The sequence below is a fragment of the Pectobacterium carotovorum genome (assembly GCF_033898505.1).
In the GTDB taxonomy this organism is placed as follows: domain Bacteria; phylum Pseudomonadota; class Gammaproteobacteria; order Enterobacterales; family Enterobacteriaceae; genus Pectobacterium; species Pectobacterium carotovorum_J.
Genome location: NZ_JAXAFK010000001.1, coordinates 2633722 through 2651537 on the forward strand (window position 1 = coordinate 2633722; position 17816 = coordinate 2651537).

The 17816-nt window shown below is 53.6% G+C and carries 19 protein-coding genes; 6 read left to right on the forward strand and 13 right to left on the reverse strand.

Features of this window, described 5'->3' with window-relative positions:
• The first annotated feature begins 49 nt into the window (after window positions 1-49).
• Both sseA and R9X49_RS11815 read left to right on the forward strand, forming a co-directional pair.
• Window positions 50-919 carry a 3-mercaptopyruvate sulfurtransferase gene (gene sseA, locus R9X49_RS11810; RefSeq protein WP_319848519.1) on the forward strand — a complete coding sequence of 290 codons (870 nt, stop codon included), beginning with the start codon at window positions 50-52 and terminating at the stop codon, window positions 917-919.
• A gap of 40 nt (window positions 920-959) precedes the next feature.
• Window positions 960-1748, forward strand: coding sequence for a MurR/RpiR family transcriptional regulator (locus R9X49_RS11815; protein WP_319848520.1), 789 nt, complete (start codon window positions 960-962; stop codon window positions 1746-1748).
• A 369-nt stretch (window positions 1749-2117) separates the two neighbouring features.
• On the opposite strand, the gene sseB is transcribed toward R9X49_RS11815, so the two are convergent.
• The 11 genes from sseB to trmJ all read right to left on the reverse strand — a co-directional run bounded on the left by sseB (window position 2118) and on the right by trmJ (window position 11335).
• The gene (gene sseB, locus R9X49_RS11820; protein ID WP_319848521.1) at window positions 2118-2912 is read right to left on the reverse strand and encodes an enhanced serine sensitivity protein SseB; all 795 of its coding nucleotides are present in this window, start codon (window positions 2910-2912) and stop codon (window positions 2118-2120) included.
• Between the two features lie 219 nt (window positions 2913-3131).
• Window positions 3132-4442: an aminopeptidase PepB gene (gene pepB, locus R9X49_RS11825; protein ID WP_319848522.1), complete on the reverse strand. Its 1311-nt coding sequence runs from the start codon at window positions 4440-4442 to the stop codon at window positions 3132-3134.
• A 213-nt stretch (window positions 4443-4655) separates the two neighbouring features.
• On the reverse strand, window positions 4656-4856 hold the full coding sequence (iscX, locus tag R9X49_RS11830; RefSeq protein ID WP_010280073.1) for a Fe-S cluster assembly protein IscX: 201 nt from the start codon (window positions 4854-4856) through the stop codon (window positions 4656-4658).
• Between the two features lie 21 nt (window positions 4857-4877).
• Complete coding sequence (gene fdx, locus R9X49_RS11835) at window positions 4878-5213, reverse strand: ISC system 2Fe-2S type ferredoxin (RefSeq protein ID WP_005970171.1); 336 nt, start codon at window positions 5211-5213, stop codon at window positions 4878-4880.
• 1 nt (window position 5214) lies between these two features.
• The gene (gene hscA, locus R9X49_RS11840) at window positions 5215-7065 is read right to left on the reverse strand and encodes a Fe-S protein assembly chaperone HscA (protein WP_319848523.1); all 1851 of its coding nucleotides are present in this window, start codon (window positions 7063-7065) and stop codon (window positions 5215-5217) included.
• Window positions 7066-7140: 75 nt separating this feature from the next.
• Window positions 7141-7659, reverse strand: coding sequence for a co-chaperone HscB (hscB, locus tag R9X49_RS11845; protein ID WP_319848524.1), 519 nt, complete (start codon window positions 7657-7659; stop codon window positions 7141-7143).
• Window positions 7660-7729: 70 nt separating this feature from the next.
• Window positions 7730-8053, reverse strand: a complete 324-nt coding sequence (gene iscA, locus R9X49_RS11850; protein WP_014916217.1) for an iron-sulfur cluster assembly protein IscA — start codon at window positions 8051-8053, stop codon at window positions 7730-7732.
• Window positions 8054-8133: 80 nt separating this feature from the next.
• On the reverse strand, window positions 8134-8520 hold the full coding sequence (gene iscU / locus R9X49_RS11855; protein WP_005970177.1) for a Fe-S cluster assembly scaffold IscU: 387 nt from the start codon (window positions 8518-8520) through the stop codon (window positions 8134-8136).
• A gap of 24 nt (window positions 8521-8544) precedes the next feature.
• Window positions 8545-9759 (reverse strand): IscS subfamily cysteine desulfurase, encoded by a 1215-nt coding sequence (locus R9X49_RS11860; RefSeq protein WP_319848525.1) that lies wholly within the window; start codon window positions 9757-9759, stop codon window positions 8545-8547.
• 236 nt (window positions 9760-9995) lie between these two features.
• A complete protein-coding gene (gene iscR, locus R9X49_RS11865; protein ID WP_015841206.1) occupies window positions 9996-10490 on the reverse strand; it encodes a Fe-S cluster assembly transcriptional regulator IscR in 495 nt (164 codons plus the stop codon).
• Between the two features lie 119 nt (window positions 10491-10609).
• Window positions 10610-11335: a tRNA (cytosine(32)/uridine(32)-2'-O)-methyltransferase TrmJ gene (gene trmJ, locus R9X49_RS11870; RefSeq protein ID WP_319848526.1), complete on the reverse strand. Its 726-nt coding sequence runs from the start codon at window positions 11333-11335 to the stop codon at window positions 10610-10612.
• Between the two features lie 150 nt (window positions 11336-11485).
• Here trmJ and suhB point away from each other — a divergent pair, with 150 nt between their 5' ends.
• The 4 genes from suhB to R9X49_RS11890 all read left to right on the forward strand — a co-directional run bounded on the left by suhB (window position 11486) and on the right by R9X49_RS11890 (window position 15463).
• On the forward strand, window positions 11486-12289 hold the full coding sequence (suhB, locus tag R9X49_RS11875; RefSeq protein ID WP_319848527.1) for an inositol-1-monophosphatase: 804 nt from the start codon (window positions 11486-11488) through the stop codon (window positions 12287-12289).
• Window positions 12290-12458: 169 nt separating this feature from the next.
• Window positions 12459-13577: an ABC transporter substrate-binding protein gene (locus R9X49_RS11880; protein WP_319848528.1), complete on the forward strand. Its 1119-nt coding sequence runs from the start codon at window positions 12459-12461 to the stop codon at window positions 13575-13577.
• 6 nt (window positions 13578-13583) lie between these two features.
• A complete protein-coding gene (locus R9X49_RS11885; protein ID WP_319848529.1) occupies window positions 13584-14666 on the forward strand; it encodes an iron ABC transporter permease in 1083 nt (360 codons plus the stop codon).
• Complete coding sequence (locus R9X49_RS11890; RefSeq protein ID WP_319848530.1) at window positions 14663-15463, forward strand: ABC transporter ATP-binding protein; 801 nt, start codon at window positions 14663-14665, stop codon at window positions 15461-15463. The genes R9X49_RS11885 and R9X49_RS11890 overlap by 4 nt, the downstream gene beginning before the upstream one ends.
• 102 nt (window positions 15464-15565) lie before the next feature.
• Here the strand turns inward: R9X49_RS11890 and R9X49_RS11895 are convergent, their stop codons facing one another.
• Window positions 15566-15913 (reverse strand): hypothetical protein, encoded by a 348-nt coding sequence (locus R9X49_RS11895; protein ID WP_319848531.1) that lies wholly within the window; start codon window positions 15911-15913, stop codon window positions 15566-15568.
• Between the two features lie 86 nt (window positions 15914-15999).
• Window positions 16000-17667, reverse strand: coding sequence for a methyl-accepting chemotaxis protein (locus tag R9X49_RS11900; protein WP_319848532.1), 1668 nt, complete (start codon window positions 17665-17667; stop codon window positions 16000-16002).
• Window positions 17668-17816: the final 149 nt, after the last annotated feature.

The following is a 17816-nucleotide window of genomic DNA, read 5'->3' on the forward strand; positions in this document are numbered from 1 at the left end:
TCAATGGTAGATTCGGGGCTGAATTCGTCGGCCCCAACGTGGAGGATCTATGTCAGCATCGTCTTCTGATTTGCCCGTTTCTCATGAGCGGTTTGTTTCCGCAGACTGGCTTGCCAGCCACCTGAATGACAACAGTATCACACTCATTGATGCCCGAATGCTGCCACCGGGCAATACCACCCGTGATATTCATGCCGAATACCGCGCCGGCCACCTGCCTGGCGCGGTTTTTTTTGATATTGAAACGCTGTCCGATCACAGCACCGATCTGCCGCACATGATGCCAACTCGCGAAGACTTCGCGCGGGCAATGGGCGCACTGGGAATTGATAACCAGCAGCATCTGGTGATTTACGATGAAGGAAATCTCTTCTCCGCGCCACGCGCATGGTGGATGTTGCACACCTTCGGCGCGACATCCCTTTCAATTCTGAGCGGTGGTCTGGCGGGCTGGACAGCGCAGAATCTGCCATTGGAACAGGGCGATGTGACGCCAAAGCCAACCACGTTTCATGCCACGCTGGATCAAAACGCGATTCGCTCACGCGACGACGTGCTCTCCATCAGCCGGGATAAGTCAGAGCAGATTGTCGATGCCCGCCCCGCTCCGCGCTTTCATGCCGAAGTGGACGAACCGCGTCCCGGCCTGCATCGCGGCCATATTCCCGGCAGCCTGAACGTGCCGTGGACCGATCTGGTGCATAACGGTGCGCTGAAATCCAATGCTGAACTCGCCACCATTCTGCATAAGCACGGTGTGGATTTCACCCGCCCCATCGTCGCCAGCTGTGGTTCAGGCGTAACAGCATCCGTCGTGGTGCTGGCGCTGACGCAGTTAAATGTCCCGAATGTGACGCTGTACGACGGTTCGTGGAGCGATTGGGGTAGCCGCGATGATGTTCCGATTGCGCGCGATTAATCCCGTTCGGTATTTTATTGCCGTCAATCAGGGGTAGCAGGTGGATAATCGGCTGGCATCCTTAATGCAGCACGGCCAAGTGCTGACGCGCGCGGAATACCGCGTGCTGGCTTTTATCGCCGAACATTCGTCGCTGATAGGCAAAATCACGGTACGTGAACTGGCGCAGAAAACCTATGTCTCCACCGCAACCATCATGCGGCTGTGCCAGAAAATCGGCTTTAGCGGCTACAGTGAATTCATTTATCACTGTAAAACGCTGCTCACGGATCATCCGCGTCTGGCTCCCTCGCCTGCCGTCACGCCCGATGACGCTTCACTTCCCGATGCCTTCCAGCATTTTGTCGACAATTACCAACGCACATTTGCCTACATTAGCCATCAGGATAGAGCGACTTTCAGCGCTATCCTGCGACAGGAAAGCCACTTTTTCCTCTATGGCGCAGGGTTTTCTCACCTGTTTGCCGAGTATTTGGCGAAGAAACTGCAGGTGTTAGGGAAAGATGCGTTCTCTTCCGGGCTGGGAGACAGCCGAGGCATTTTTCTTAATAACGCACCGAAATATCAGGTGTTTATCGCCATCTCCCGCAGTGGAGAGACCGAACAAGTGTTAGATAAGGCGCGTATCGCCAAAAACATTGGCATGAAAGTGATCGCGTTTACCCGAGCGTCGTTGAATTCATTAGGCGAGTTGGCCGATTTACACTTCCGGCTCTACGATGATGCGGTTCACTATGCGGCGGAGGCCGGGGAGATTAGCTCATTTGAATCGAATCTGGTGATGCTGATCGATTTACTGTTGTTGCAGGCAACAGCGGAAAAATCGTAATCCACTGTCGCCTCTATCAAATTTATATACCCTATATACCCTAAATAATTCGAGTTGCGTGACAAAACGTTATCGTTTTGAACAACGCTCTGCGTTGACCCTTTAGGGCAAGGCCCATTTATGGCCTTGTAACGCGGCAACCGCATGACAAATCGGTTTTAATCGATTTGAACAGCGCTAGCGCTGACCCGAAGGGTGAGCCTCTATGAGGCTCATTAATCCCCAGGAGCTTACACAGGTAAGTGACTGGGGTGAGTAAGGACAAATCGGCCTAGCCGATTTGAACGCCGCTTGCGGCGGCCCTTCAGGGCGAGGCTAAGGATGAGCCGAGTATTGCCAACGCACAAGCAGCTTGAAGTATGACGGGTATCAGGCGTTGCCTGTGGCCTTAAACTCCCTCAGGAAACTCCCCCACTTGCGTTCGTAGAACGGCGTGGTGTGTTTAATCATGTAGTGGCTGATCCCCGGTTCGCCTTCCTTCACCAGACACAGATCGACAGGGCGCTCGTCCGGCAAGGTATCACTGGCGACGCTGCCCGCTTCACGGATGATGGCTTCCTCGTCCTGATCGACATCAATCCCAATCAGCAGATGCGGCTGCTCTTCGCCCGGCTCCTGAATCTGCGCCAGAAACGCCCGTTTTACATGACGATGTTTGGTAAACAGCTGCGTCAGGGAATCAATCATCTGTGCCGGCATCTCGGCAGGCTGGCTCAGCATGACCTGCATCTCTTCTTCAACGATACGCTGCTGAACAAAACCGTTACCTTCGCCAGACAGAATATGTTCAATTTCCTGCGGCAAAAACTCTTTGCCATACGGCAGTTTAGGATTGAGGAACAGCGTGACGCCCTGTGTCATTTCAAACAGCGAACGCGTCGGTAGAGCCAGAAAAGACGCTTCTTCCGTAATCACGCTCTGCAATGCTTCCAGAGAAGAGAAGAAAGGAATAGCAGACGAGCCATCGTCTTTTTCCCAGTGTTGGATGTTCACATTACTGCCCGCGTGCAGCACCACCTCACCGGATTCATCTCCGTCATCGGTCGTGCCCAGCACAAACACCGTGGCTTCCATCAGTTCACTGAAAAATTCAGGACGATGCGCGGGTTCCGTTGCAGCCAGAATCAGCACTTCTTCCAGTTTATTACGTGGCGAAAACTCCATACTTTCCTCAACATGATTACGTTAAAAACCGACGCGTGAGGCTCTAATGCCGATCGGTTAAGGATCGAGATACCGGGGGCTACCACGATGCGAGGCATCCCTGCGGGAGCCTCATCACCGTGTTTCCCCCTAAACTCATGCTTAAGTGACTAGCATTACGCATGAGGCGCGGCGTTATGTCTCAACACATTCTGTAAATGGCAGATAAGCCTGAACCGACTATTTGGCGTTGCTCAGCAACAGGTTAGCCAGTGTGCGTACGCCGAGCCCCGTTGCGCCTGTCGCCCACTGCTCCACCGCGCCTTTACGGTACGTCGCGGAACAGTCGATGTGCAGCCAGCCCTGCTGGTAATTTTTCACAAAGTGCGACAGGAAAGCCGCCGCCGTGCTGGCACCGGCAGTGTGCGCGCCGCTGGCGATATTGTTCAGATCGGCAAAGCTGGACGGCAGGTGGCTGCGGTGGAATTCTTCCAGCGGCAGACGCCAGAACGGCTCGTTTTCTTCTTTCGCACTTTCCTGCAGTGTCGCCACCAGCTCGTCATCAAAGCTGAACAGCGCATGATAGTCGTTGCCCAGCGCCGTTTTCGCCGCGCCCGTCAGCGTTGCACAGTCGATAATCCACTGCGGGTTCTGCTCGGAGGCATCGATCAGGCCATCCGCCAGCACCAGACGCCCTTCTGCATCGGTGTTCATGACCTCAACCGTCTTGCCGTTACGGTAGCGAATAATATCGCCCAGTCGGAATGCATTGCCGCTCACCATGTTGTCCGCACAGCACAGGTACAGTTTCACGCGTTGTTGCAAACCACGCGCCGCCGCCAGCGCCAGTGCGCCCGTCAGGGTAGCCGCACCGCCCATGTCCGATTTCATGGAATCCATAGAGCTGCTCGGTTTCAGACTGTAGCCGCCGGTATCAAACGTAATACCTTTACCTACCAGACAGGCGAACACTGGCGCATCCGCGTTACCCGTTGGGTTATAGTCCAGCGCCAGTAGCACCGGCTGACGTTCAGAACCGCGGCCGACCGTGTGCAGACCGGCATAATTTTGCTCACGCAGATCTTCACCTTTGGTGATACGGTAGCTGACGGCGTCACAGGCGACGTCACACAGCAAATCGACTGCGCGGGTTGCCAGTTGCTCTGGCCCCAAATCTTCAGCAGGCAGGTTAATGGTGTCACGCACCCAGTCGACAATCTTCAGGCGATCGTTCAGCTCTTTCTTGTCGGCGTCGTTCAGTTCCGCCCACTCAACCGTTCTTTGCCCTTTCGGCCCGCGATATCCCTGCCAGAATGCCCAGCTGTTTGCCAGATCCCAGCCTTCACCCGCCAGCTTAACGTGTTTGATCCCCTGCCCATCGATTTTGCGGGCGGCACGCTGGATTGTTGCCAGTGCAGCTTTGCCATTCAGTGATGTCGTTCCAACATGAATGATAAAACCCTGCTCATTCACACTCAGCGTCGCTTTTTCTCCCCAGCGCGCGTCAGCAGGTTGAGTGGAGAGTGAAATCAGCATGGTATTGTTCGTCATAGTGCTTCTCCGATAATGGATATTCCTGCCACTTTTCATGTTTGCAGGTGATGTTCATAGTTGCAGACGTTCTGCTTATCAATACGTTTTTATAAACGCTCTCGCTTATAAATACTCGGTTTGCAGATAAATAAACGGTGCATCATGACATGCAAATGTTACGAATTTTGGCATGAAATAAAACGGGCCACCCAAGGCAGCCCCGCCATGTTTCTACTCTGCTTCATCTAACCAGACCAACAGGATCGCTTCCAGAATTTTTTCGTTGGAAGCGTCCGGCCGATCGTCAAATTCATCCAGTTCGCAGATCCACTGATGCATATCCGTGAAACGGACGGTTTTCGGATCGAGATCGGGAAACTGATCGTAAAGCGCTTCGCCGATAGCCCGGCTGTCTGTCCATTTTAATCCCATCGCGGTTTCTCCTTATTCAGATCAATGCTCGCGCGCGTGGTTGATCGTATAGCGCGGGATCTCGACGACCAGATCGTCCCCGGCGATACGCGCCTGACAGCCCAGACGACTTTCCGGTTCCAGTCCCCAGGCCTTATCCAGCATATCGTCTTCTTCTTCCGTGCTTTCCGCCAGCGAGTCAAACCCCTCACGCACGATGCAGTGGCAGGTGGTGCAGGCGCAGGATTTTTCGCAGGCATGCTCAACGTCAATACCGTTACGCAGGGCGACTTCCAGAATGCTTTCACCGCGTTCCGCTTCCAAAACCGCACCTTCAGGACACAGATCCTGATGCGGTAAAAAAACTATCTTAGGCATGTTACACCTCATCCACAGAATGGCCTGCCAGCGCGCGACGGATAGAGGCATCCATACGACGGGCAGCGAATTCCTGGGTTTGTTGATCGACTGTTTTAATCGCGGCTTCAATCGCCACGGGATCGCTTCCCTGCATCATCGTATGCAGGTGTTCGGATGCCGCGACAATGATACCTTTTTCGTCATTACTCAATAACTCTGCATCAGCCACCAGCGCGCTTTGCAAGCTTTCCAGCACACGTGCCGCTTCCACTTTTTGCTCTGCCAGACGACGCGCGCCGACATCTTCCTTCGCATTCAGCATCGAGTCGGTGATCATGGTGGCAATTTCTGTATCGCTCAGGCCGTATGACGGCTTCACCTGAATGGATGCCTCAACGCCCGTCGATTTCTCCATCGCCGTCACGCTCAGCAGGCCATCCGCGTCAACCTGAAAGGTCACACGAATGTGAGCTCCACCAGCAGGCAACGGCGGTAAGCCACGCAGCGAGAAGCGAGCCAGCGAACGGCAATCCGCCACCATTTCGCGCTCGCCCTGCAAAACGTGGATCATCATGCCGCTTTGGCCGTCTTTGAAGGTGGTAAATTCCTGTGCGCGGGCAACCGGGATCGTGGTATTGCGCGGAATGATTTTTTCCACCAGTCCGCCCATCGTCTCCAGCCCCAGCGACAGAGGAATCACGTCCAGCAGCAGCATGTCACTATCTGGCTTGTTACCCACCAGAATATCCGCCTGGATCGCCGCGCCGATGGCCACGACTTTATCTGGATCGATCGACGTCAGCGGTGTACGGCCAAAAAACGTCCCTACCTGCTCACGCACCAGCGGAACGCGTGTCGATCCGCCCACCATCACGATTTCCAGCACCTCTTCCGGCGTCAGCCCCGCGTCTTTCAGCGTACGACGACAGGACAGCAGCGTGCGTTTCACCAGTTGAGCGATCAGCGAATCAAACTGCTCGCGGGTGATATCACCTTGCCAGCCTGCCACATCTACACGGGCTGACTCGGCGCTGCTAAGTGCAATCTTGGCTTTCACCGCCGCATCGCGAAAGGCATGATCCAACTGGCGATCGTCATGATTGTGAATGCCTGCCTGCTCACGCAACCACTCCGCCAGCAGATGATCGAAATCATCACCGCCCAGTGCAGAATCGCCGCCCGTTGCCAGCACCTCAAAGACGCCGCGGCTCAGGCGCAGAATGGAAATATCAAAGGTGCCGCCGCCCAGATCGTAAATAGCGATCACGCCCTCTTTACCGGAATCCAGCCCGTAGGCAATCGCGGCGGCGGTCGGTTCATTCAGCAGGCGCAAGACGTGCAGCCCGGCAAGACGCGCTGCGTCTTTGGTGCCCTGACGCTGTGCGTCATCGAAATAAGCGGGAACGGTAATCACCACGCCATCCGGCACGCCGCCTAACGCCGCTTCCGCACGCGCAGCCAGCGCGGACAAAATATCCGCCGACACCTGTACAGGATTGAGGTTGCCAGCCGAGGTATGAATCAACGGCAGGCCGTTACCGCTGGCATGAAAGTGATACGGTAAATGCGGGTAGCGTTGCTGAATATCATCCAGAGAGCGCCCCATCAGGCGTTTGACTGAGCTGACGGTATTTTCCAGATCGTGGGCAGCATTGTCGCGTGCATCCCAGCCGACGCTGTGACCATCGTGACAATAGTGGACAACCGAGGGCAGCAGGTCGCGCCCGTCGCTATCTGCTAGTGTCTGAGCTTCACCGCTGCGTACGGTGGCAACAAGAGAATGGGTGGTGCCTAAATCAATACCGACAGCCAGACGACGCTGATGCGGTGCGGCGCTAAGGCCAGGCTCACTAATTTGTAATAAGGCCATATTGAGCTTCCATCAATTGGCTGGCGAAAAACCCGGAATGGCAATCACCATCGGGTTACCCGCCGGATTAACCAGTTATCTGTCCAGCAATTGTTCTTCGAGTTCTTCAACCTGTTGCTGGAGCTTGTCTAAAAAGCGTAGCTTGCGCACGGTATCTGCGGCGTCTGTCCACGTCTCATTATCGAGTTCATCACGCATATGCGAACGGCGCTTAACGATCGTTTCCTGCAATCGCTCAGCGAAGGCCGTCAGAGCCTCATCCGCATCCGATCGCTGCGAGATCGCATCCAATTCTTCGCGCAGTTCCAGCTGTTCCATCAGGAACGCCGTGTCCTTCATCGTATGCTGTTCGTTGTTCACATCAAACCCGTGCAACGACAGCATATACTCCGCGCGTTTCAGCGGATGCTTGAGCGCCTGATAGGCATTGTTGATCGTCGCCGCCTGCTGCACCGCCAGCATGCGCTCGCGCTCGGGGCTGGCAGCATAACGGTCAGGATGGAACTGACGTTGCAACGCCTGAAAACGGGATGCAAGCAGGCCGCCATCTACATCATAGCGAATCGGCAGCCCGAATAACGTAAAGTAATCCATAGTGGTACTCAGGGAGTGCTGGGTAGCAGCGCCGATCATTCACTGACAGCACGCGACTACCCGAGAGGGGTCAGACGTTGAAACTTTCGCCGCAACCGCATTCGCCGGAAATGTTAGGATTATTGAACTTAAAGCCTTCGTTCAGCCCTTCTTTGACGAAATCCAACTCGGTTCCATCAAGATAGACCAGGCTTTTGCCGTCCACGATGACTTTGACGCCTTTGTCTTCAAAGACCGTATCGCCGTCGTTCAAATCATCAACAAATTCCAGCACATACGCCATACCAGAACAGCCGGATGTCCGTACGCCAAGACGCAGCCCAAGGCCTTTGCCCCGGTTTGCGATGAAAGCGTTCACGCGTTGTGCCGCACTTTCGCTCAGAGAAATCGACATACTGTTACCTCGATCGTTCGCCACCTCGACGGAATCAGGCACCGCAAGAAACGGTGCCCCGCCGAGTTCAGCCGCAGAGATTACTGCGCGTCGCGTTTACTTTTGTAATCCGCAATCGCTGCCTTGATAGCGTCTTCCGCCAGAATGGAGCAGTGAATCTTCACCGGCGGTAGCTCAAGTTCTTCGGCAATCTGCGTGTTCTTAATCGCTTCTGCTTCATTCAGCGATTTGCCTTTTACCCACTCTGTGACCAGCGAGCTGGAGGCAATGGCAGAACCACAACCGTACGTCTTGAAGCGGGCATCTTCGATGATACCCTCATTGTTGACTTTTATCTGCAACTTCATCACATCGCCGCACGCTGGCGCGCCGACCATGCCGCTGCCGATAGAAGGATCGGCGTTGTCAAATGAACCCACGTTGCGTGGATTTTCATAGTGATCAATTACTTTTTCGCTGTAAGCCATGATAGTCGTCCCCGATCTGGTGAATTAATGATGCGCCCACTCGATGCTGCTGATATCCACGCCCTGCTTGAACATTTCCCACAGCGGAGAAAGATCGCGCAGACGACCGATGGATTTACACACCAGCTCGATCGTGTAGTCGATCTCTTCTTCGGTGGTAAAACGTCCCAGCGAGAAACGGATCGAGCTATGCGCCAGCTCATCATTCATGCCCAGCGCACGTAACACGTAGGAGGGCTCCAGACTGGCCGACGTACAGGCAGAACCGGACGATACCGCCAGATCCTTGAGCGCCATAATCAGTGATTCACCTTCAACGTAGTTGAAGCTGACGTTCAGGATGTTAGGCGCGCCCTGTTCGATGTCACCATTCAGGTAGACTTCTTCAATATCATTAATACCGTTCCACAGACGATCGCGCAGCGTGCGCAGGCGATCCATTTCTGCGGTCATCTCTTCTTTCGCGATGCGGTAGGCTTCGCCCATCCCGACAATCTGGTGCACAGGCAAGGTGCCAGAACGCATGCCGCGCTCATGGCCGCCGCCGTGCATCTGCGCTTCAAGACGAATACGGGGTTTACGACGAACATACAGTGCTCCGATCCCTTTCGGTCCATAGATTTTATGGCCAGAGAAAGACATCAGATCCACTTTTAACTGGTTGAGATCGATAGGCAGTTTGCCTACGCTCTGCGTGGCATCGACGTGGAACACAATACCGCGACTGCGGCACATGTCGCCGATCGTTTCGATATCCTGCACAACACCGATTTCATTATTGACGTGCATGATGGAAACCAAAATGGTGTCCTCACGCATTGCCGCTTCGAGTTCAGCCAGATCGATAATGCCGTTACGCTGCGGGGCCAGATAGGTGACCTCGAAGCCTTCGCGTTCAAGCTGACGGCAGGTATCCAGCACGGCTTTGTGTTCGGTTTTGCTGGTGATGATGTGCTTGCCCTTCTTCTGGTAGAAGTTGGCAACACCTTTAATCGCGAGGTTATCGGCTTCGGTCGCGCCTGACGTGAAGACGATCTCACGTGGGTCGGCACCGACCAGCTCAGCAATTTGGTTACGGGCGATATCTACCGCCTCTTCCGCCTGCCAGCCAAAACGGTGGGAACGGGAAGCCGGGTTACCGAACGTACCGTCCAAAGTCAAAAACTGCATCATTTTCTCAGCGACGCGCGGGTCAACCGGCGTGGTGGCTGAGTAGTCGAGATAGATAGGTAACTTCATTGCTCATAAACTCCGTACATCACTTCAAAACGTACAATGCGTTTTGTTTTATTGACAGGCTGTTTATACCCGCAACCTCTCGGGCCAATGCAAAAAATCTGACGATGTCATCGTTGGTACAACATCGTGATAGTCGGGCTAACACCAACGCCACATTGGGCAATGTGGTCAGGATTATGCGGCTATCAGAAAGGCAAAACGTGATGAGTAAAGGTACTCATCACGTTGAAGGTGGATCAGGCGCGCAGGTTAACGTTAATCGTTTCCTGGATTCGTCCATTGGCAGTGCGGCGAATGTCCGCATCCTGACGATCCGCCACATCCAGCACTTCCTTGTTGTTCACCAGCTCATCCAGCGTGATGTTATTCAGGAAGTCGGTGATACGGTCGCTCAGATCGCGCCACAGCGTGTGCGTCAGGCAGCGATCGCCACCCTGACAGCCTTCACGGCCCTGACAACGCGTTGCATCAACGGATTCATCGACGGCCGAAATGACCATGCCGACAGCAATTTCATTCGCGCTTTTACCCAGCAGGTAACCACCGCCTGGGCCACGCACGCTGGCAACCAGTCCATTCTTACGCAGGCGCGAAAATAGCTGCTCCAGATAAGACAATGAAATACCCTGGCGTTCAGAAATATCCGCCAATGGAACGGGTCCTTCCTGGGAGTGCAGAGCCACATCGAGCATGGCGGTAACGGCGTAACGGCCTTTGGATGTCAGTCTCATGATAGTGGTACCTGTAGATAAAACATGTATTATGAAAACATGTATTGGCAGAACATATCGCGAGTCTGACATTCCTGAGTGTTTTAGTCAACTATTTAACCAAGTAAAATACTCAAGTATTATTCGTCGTGTGTTTTTTGTACCGAACTCAGTATTCCACGCAGGATGTTAAGTTCCTGACTTTCAGGTCTAGCGCGGGTAAACAGGCGGCGCAGTTTATTCATCACCTGACCTTGATGCGCCGGTCGGATAAACCCGGTTTGCAGCAGCGTTTGTTCAAGATGCTGATAAAACCGCTCCAGATCGTCGACCAGCGGGTACGGCGACTCTTCGTGTTTCGGCTGCCCAGCCTGTAAGCGATCCAAATGTGCGATGCGTACTTCATAAGCAATAATCTGCACCGCCATCGCCAGATTGAGCGAGCTGTATTCCGGGTTCGCGGGAATCGCCACGTGGTAATGGCATTTCTGAAGCTCATCATTCGTCAGCCCCACACGTTCTCGCCCAAACACCAGCGCTACCGGCGCGTGTTCCGCTTCCTGCGCGCTGCGAACGCCGCACTCGCGTGGTTCCAGCATCGGCCAGGGTAAGGTGCGGGAACGTGCGCTGGTGCCAACGACCAGACCACAGCCTTCGAGCGCCTGATCGAATGAATCAACAATGGTGGCATTACCGATAACATCGCTGGCGCCTGCCGCCAACGCAATTGCCTGTGAATCAGGCTTAACCAACGGGTTGACCAGATAAAGTTTGCTTAACCCCATGGTTTTCATCGCTCTGGCCACTGACCCCATATTGCCAGTGTGCGACGTTTCAACCAGAACAATGCGAATATTGTCTAACATATGAACTCTGTTATGCGATAGATAGAAGGAAGTGGTGCGAAAAGGAAACCGCCGTACTTTAACACAAACTTAGCTGTTTTACTTTTCTGCTGCTCTGCTGCTATACTTTGCGCCGCTTTCCGTTCTTTAACATTCCAGTGGACCGATACCATGCATCCGATGCTCAACATCGCTATACGCGCTGCGCGTAAAGCCGGTAATTTAATTGCCAAGAACTATGAAACGCCAGACGCCGTCGAAGCCAGCCAGAAAGGCAGCAACGATTTTGTGACCAACGTCGATCGGGATGCAGAACGTCTGATCATTGAAGTCATCCGCAAATCTTACCCACAGCACACCATCATTGGTGAAGAGTGTGGCGAGCTGGCTGGTGAAGATCCGGCAGTACAATGGGTTATCGATCCTCTGGATGGCACCACCAACTTCATCAAACGTTTACCTCACTTCGCTGTATCTATCGCGGTCCGCATTAAAGGCCGTACCGAAGTTGCCGTCGTTTACGATCCTATGCGTAATGAACTGTTTACCGCGACCCGTGGTCAAGGCGCACAGCTGAATGGCTATCGTCTGCGCAGCAGCACTGCTCGCGATCTGGAAGGCACCGTACTGGCAACAGGCTTCCCCTTCAAATTAAAGCAGCACAGCAAAAGCTATATCAATGCCATCGGCGCACTGTTCACCCACTGTGCGGATTTCCGCCGTACGGGCTCTGCCGCACTGGATCTGGCGTATGTTGCCGCGGGTCGCGTTGACGGCTTCTTTGAAATCGGCCTGAAGCCGTGGGATTTCGCTGGCGGCGAGCTGCTGGTTCGTGAAGCAGGCGGGATCGTAACGGACTTTGTTGGTGGACATAACTATATGGCGTCCGGCAACCTGGTTGCAGGCAACCCGCGTGTAGTGAAAGCCATGCTGAGCACTATCCGTGAAGAACTGAGCGACGCACTGAAACGCTAATCTCGATCGACTTCAGCCCCTACATAAAAACGCAAGGGGCTGGAGTTGTTATTTTTCTTTACATATGAATCCTGTATACGCATTGTTTATCCTTATACGATAATAATTATCAACCGCATTACACTGATAACTTCATCACATTGATAAACTGTGAATTAGGATCGCCACCATGTTAAGAAAATCAGTAAGATCGCTCTTTCTGACCGCACTCTGCACCACTCCGTTTTTCAGCTACGCCACCCAATATCCTCTTACCGTCACCGATCTCGACGGAAAAAGTGTCACGATTAAACAAGAGCCACAGCGCATCATTCTGCAAGATGGCCGCGATATTATGGCGATGGCATTGCTCGACCGCGATAATCCTTTCCAGCGTCTGGTCGCCTGGAACAATCTGGCGAAAAAGCAGGACACCGCCACCTGGGACATGCTGAAAGGAAAATGGCCTCAGTCCGTCGGCATTTTGGATATGGGGTTCAGTGACAAAGGCAACGTCGATCTGGAAAGCGTGCTGTCAAAACAACCTGACTTGATGATTGCCCAACTGCGTGCCAAAGCGGCGCTGAAAGAAAGCGGCGTGATCGACAAGCTCAACGCGCTCAATATTCCGGTACTGTTTGTCGACTATGAAGTGAATCCGGCCAAAGATACCGCCCCCAGCATCGACCTGTTGGGTCAGGTTCTGAACCGTGAAGCCAATGCTAAAGCGTATACCGATTTCTACCGTAAACACCTCAACGACATTCAGCAGAAAACCGCTGCGATCACACCAAAACCGAGCATCTTTATTGAACCGATTGCCGGAAACTCGGACTCCTGCTGCTTCACACACAGCAACAGCGGCTGGGGCGGATTAGTTGAAGCGGTCGGGGCGAAAAATATTGGTTCAGATTTGCTGCCGGGCGCAACGGGTTTTGTCTCGCTGGAAAAAATCATCAGCATGAAACCTGATGCCTACATCATGACGGGTTCTAAACGTGGCAACAGTCAGGTCCTGCCGTTAGGCTATGGCGCCAGCGTCGACGATGTCCGCGCTCAAGCCAATACGCTGTTAAGCCGTACTGGCATTAGCCAGATTCCGGCAGTTGAGGCGAAGCACGTTTATGGCGTTTACCACCATTTCTACAACCACCCCTACAACATTGTCGGTATGGAATATCTGGCAAAGGACATTTATCCTCAGGCGTTTACCAGCCTGAATCCTGATGACACGTATCACCATATCATTCAAAATTTTACCTCGCTGCCTGACAGTGACTTTATCTTTGCCTGGAAACAAGGTGAGTAATTTTTCATGAGTACAACCACTGAACCGGGCATCCGCACTCCTGTTGCGGATGCCAACACCGTTATGGACAACTACCGCGGCATCATTCGACGCCGCGTGGGTGTTATGGCGATACTGCTGTTGATCATCATCGGCTCGTTGTTACTGGATTTCACGATGGGGCCTTCAGGCCTGACGCTTGATGTGCTTTGGCAGACGCTGACCGATCCGGCCAGCGCCGATGCGGGTACACGCGTGATCGTCTGGGATATTCGTCTGCCTTACGCGCTGATGGCGATTGTTGTCGGGCTGGCGCTCGGCCTGGCTGGTGCAGAAATGCAAACCATCCTGAACAACCCGTTGGCCAGTCCGTTTACGCTCGGCGTATCTTCCGCCGCCGCATTCGGCGCCGCGCTGGCTATCGTTCTCGGCATCGGTATCCCCGGTATTCCGGCTCAGTGGTTTATTTCTGCAAACGCCTTTATCTTTGCGCTGCTGGCAGCCTTGCTGCTTGATGGGATTACGCGCTGGACGCAGGTCGCCACCTCTGGCGTCGTGCTATTCGGTATCGCGCTGGTGTTCACCTTCAACGCGCTGGTTTCCATGCTCCAGTTCATCGCCAACGAAGACACGCTGCAAGGTCTGGTGTTCTGGACGATGGGCAGTCTGGCCCGCGCCTCGTGGGAAAAACTGGGTATCCTGCTGCTGGTGCTCGCTATCGTGATGCCAATTTCACTGATGAGCTCATGGAAACTGACCGCACTGCGGTTGGGTGAAGATCGCGCCGTGAGTTTTGGCATTAACGTCCGCCGCCTGCGTCTGGCGACGCTGCTGCGCATCAGTATTTTGTCCGCCATTTCAGTCGCGTTTGTCGGCCCCATCGGCTTTATCGGTCTGGTGGCTCCGCATATCGCACGTATGGTTTTCGGTGAAGATCACCGCTTCTATCTGCCTGCCAGTGCATTAACTGGCGCGCTGGTGCTGTCGATGGCGTCCGTCGCCTCGAAAAACCTCATCCCCGGCGTCATTATCCCGGTTGGTATCGTCACATCACTGGTTGGCGTGCCATTCTTCCTGAGTATTATCCTGCGCCACAGAGGAAACGTATGAGCCAGCACACCTCTTCTGGATTACGCCTTTCCCACTTTCGCGCCGGTTACCCCAAGCGTCAGGTGATTCGCGATCTGTCCGTCCCAGAGCTGCCGCGCGGGAAGATTACCGTGCTGCTCGGCCCCAACGGCAGCGGTAAATCCACGCTGCTGCGTGCAATGGCAGGTCTGAACGCTTCTGAAGGCGAACTGTGGCTGGATGACACCAACCTGATGACATTGCCGTTCGCCCAGCGGGCGGAAAAAGTCGTTTATCTGCCGCAGTCCCTGCCCGCAGGCGTTCACCTGCACGTTCTGGAATCGATTATCGTCGCACAGCGTGCGTCCGGCGGCATGCACAATGCCGAAAAGCAGGATGAAGTCATGAGCCTGCTGCGTCAGTTGGGCATTGAACATCTGGCGTTAAGCTATCTCGACCAGCTCTCCGGCGGACAGAAACAGCTGGTTGGGTTAGCACAATCGCTGATCCGTCAACCCTCGCTGCTCCTGCTGGACGAACCGCTCAGTGCGCTGGATCTGAACTATCAGTTCCACGTCATGGATTTGGTGCGTAAGGAAACACGTAAGCGCAACATCATCACCGTCGTGGTGGTGCATGACATCAATATCGCACTGCGTCACGGCGACCACGTACTGATGCTGCAAAACGGCAATCTGATTGCCAACGGCGCGCCGGCTGAGGTCATCAGCCCGGAAAGCCTGTCTGCGGTCTATGGCGTGCGTGGACGCATCGAGCGCTGTTCACAGGGCGTGCCGCAGGTGATTATCGACGGGCTGGTCAGCGAACCGACCATCTAAGCCTGCTGCTGAACGAGTAGACGGTGAGTCCCCTCACCGTCTTCCTTACCTTGGGCTACGACGCTGATTCACCGCGTCAGAATTATTCACTCCGTACATATTTCACTCCGTACACATTGCGCCGTTTTCAACACCGGTGTTAGAAGCAAGCCCATCACGCATATTCGTCAGCATGTTCTCAAACAAACGCAATGCCAAACCAATGCTGTTTACGTTGTAGTATAACGGCGCGTCATAATGCTTCAGATAATGTTCGAACTCTGGTTTATCGATCAGTTTATAAATCGCCGTAAATCGCAAAATAAGGTGACGGCAATTATTGAGATAGAGATCAAGCGTGCGGTAATCGCTTTTCATTAGCTGAGTAAGCAACGCGGTCATATGTTCGAATTCCGTCAATAACGACGCATAATCCCCCAAATTTTCCGCACTGTGCTCAGTCGATTCCATATCGTCATCTCCCCTGGTTTTTCACCACTGGCCAATTGAGCTTCTGGCCGCATGCCGCCTCACTGCACAGCACACGGCTTGAGGGATCAGAAACGCTGCCAGTCCGCTTCATCCTGAGCAACAGCACTTTTTTTCCTCACGGGCGAAAGGCGCGGCGCGGATATTCCCGGTAGCACGGATGCAGAAGCGGAAGCCAGCGCCATAGGGGTCATCTGTCCCACAATGAACTGCCCCACCAGTTGGCTCAGCGTGCTTGCCTGCTCTTGTAGCGACTGCGATGCCGCAGAAGCTTCCTCCACCAATGAGGCGTTTTGCTGAGTCACATCATCCATCTGGTTGACGGCCTGATGCACCTGACTGATACCCCGGCTTTGTTCCTCGGTTGCCGCCGCGATTTCATTCACCAAATCCGTCACCTGCTGGATCGCGTCTTTCATCGCCGACATGTTTTTCCCTACATCGCTGGCTTGTTCAACGCCTGTCGATACCAGCGAGTTTGAGGAATCAATCAAATCCTTGATTTCACGCGCCGCCGTGGACGAACGCTGTGCCAGCGTGCGAACTTCACCCGCAACCACCGCAAAACCGCGCCCCTGCTCACCGGCGCGCGCCGCTTCTACCGCCGCATTTAGGGCAAGAATATTGGTCTGAAAGGCAATGCCTTCGATAAGAGCAATGATGTCGGTGATCTTGCCTGAGCTGGTGCGAATATGTTCCATCGTATTCAGCATCGTGTTGACCGAATCCGCACTATTGATGGAAATCCGGCTAGCGTTCCCCGCCAGCAGGCTCGCCTGTTGCGTGTTCTCCGCGTTCTGGCGCACCGTCTCGCTGATTTCCGTCATACTGGCAGCGGTTTGTTCCAGCGAAGCGGCCTGTTCTTCGGTGCGGGATGACAAATCTTCATTGCCTGCTGCAATCTGCGTTGCCGCGCTGCTCACCGACTGCGATGAAGCACTCACCGAAGCCAGCGCCGAAGAGACCCGATTCATCAGGCTATTAAAGGCGCGGGCGGTATTTCCCACTTCATCCTTGCGCCGATCGTCAGCTTGAATCGTCAGGTCGAGATGGGTGCTAACGCTTTCCATCGTTTGACTCATATTGTTCAAGCTCTTTCTGATGCCCAGAATGGTTCTCACTGCAAAAAAGCCGATCAACAGCAACACCAATAACGTACCGGATAGCAGACCAAACCACGTTTGTTCATAGATCCGTTGATTCACCTGACGCAGCGCGTCGCCCATTTCAACATTCAGATCGAACTGTTTACGGTAATTGGCGAGCAAGTTACGCACCGCTTCTCCAGGCCCGCCCGCTCCCTGTAGCAAACCAAGCGCGATCTCGTTTTGGTTCGCCTTTGACGCGTTAATAAAAACGGGTAGCGACGCCTGTAACTTTTTGGTCAGATCAATCGCCGTGTTGGTCAGTTGTCGATCCTCCTCGCTGGAAGCATCATTTATCAGGTAGTACTCATTGAGTTGCTTTATTTCCTCAATGGTTCTATTGATGTCCTGCTCGATCGCGGGCAGCTTACGATCGTCATCCGTGGTCTGGTGACGATACAAGAAAAGCACCAGCGAATTGCTTTTATCCACCAGACTATTTAAATCTTTGATGCTCGGAATCGCATTGTCTTGAACATATTCAAAACGAGACTGGAACCCTGATAACAATGATAAAGTGACTATAACTAATGAGATAAGTGCTAGCGACATTAGTGAAAACGTCAGCAGCAAGCGTTGCGTGATATTCATAACCGCTCCATTTTTGAATTTTTATACCGCACTTTTTTCCTGATTCCGGCATGCCGAATAAACAACGTCGTCCTCCCTACGTGGCATATTGAATAAAAATCAGACATACCTTTACCACTTTCAATTATCGCCACAGAAGCGAACAGCTT

Coding starts and splice junctions, on each gene's coding strand:
- sseA (WP_319848519.1), top strand. CDS start 50: ATGTCAGCATCGTCTTCTGATTTGCCCGTTTCTCATGAGCGGTTTGTT.
- sseB (WP_319848521.1), bottom strand. CDS start 2,912: ATGGAGTTTTCGCCACGTAATAAACTGGAAGAAGTGCTGATTCTGGCT.
- pepB (WP_319848522.1), bottom strand. CDS start 4,442: ATGACGAACAATACCATGCTGATTTCACTCTCCACTCAACCTGCTGAC.
- iscX (WP_010280073.1), bottom strand. CDS start 4,856: ATGGGATTAAAATGGACAGACAGCCGGGCTATCGGCGAAGCGCTTTAC.
- fdx (WP_005970171.1), bottom strand. CDS start 5,213: ATGCCTAAGATAGTTTTTTTACCGCATCAGGATCTGTGTCCTGAAGGT.
- hscA (WP_319848523.1), bottom strand. CDS start 7,065: ATGGCCTTATTACAAATTAGTGAGCCTGGCCTTAGCGCCGCACCGCAT.
- hscB (WP_319848524.1), bottom strand. CDS start 7,659: ATGGATTACTTTACGTTATTCGGGCTGCCGATTCGCTATGATGTAGAT.
- iscA (WP_014916217.1), bottom strand. CDS start 8,053: ATGTCGATTTCTCTGAGCGAAAGTGCGGCACAACGCGTGAACGCTTTC.
- iscU (WP_005970177.1), bottom strand. CDS start 8,520: ATGGCTTACAGCGAAAAAGTAATTGATCACTATGAAAATCCACGCAAC.
- R9X49_RS11860 (WP_319848525.1), bottom strand. CDS start 9,759: ATGAAGTTACCTATCTATCTCGACTACTCAGCCACCACGCCGGTTGAC.
- iscR (WP_015841206.1), bottom strand. CDS start 10,490: ATGAGACTGACATCCAAAGGCCGTTACGCCGTTACCGCCATGCTCGAT.
- trmJ (WP_319848526.1), bottom strand. CDS start 11,335: ATGTTAGACAATATTCGCATTGTTCTGGTTGAAACGTCGCACACTGGC.
- suhB (WP_319848527.1), top strand. CDS start 11,486: ATGCATCCGATGCTCAACATCGCTATACGCGCTGCGCGTAAAGCCGGT.
- R9X49_RS11880 (WP_319848528.1), top strand. CDS start 12,459: ATGTTAAGAAAATCAGTAAGATCGCTCTTTCTGACCGCACTCTGCACC.
- R9X49_RS11885 (WP_319848529.1), top strand. CDS start 13,584: ATGAGTACAACCACTGAACCGGGCATCCGCACTCCTGTTGCGGATGCC.
- R9X49_RS11890 (WP_319848530.1), top strand. CDS start 14,663: ATGAGCCAGCACACCTCTTCTGGATTACGCCTTTCCCACTTTCGCGCC.
- R9X49_RS11895 (WP_319848531.1), bottom strand. CDS start 15,913: ATGGAATCGACTGAGCACAGTGCGGAAAATTTGGGGGATTATGCGTCG.
- R9X49_RS11900 (WP_319848532.1), bottom strand. CDS start 17,667: ATGAATATCACGCAACGCTTGCTGCTGACGTTTTCACTAATGTCGCTA.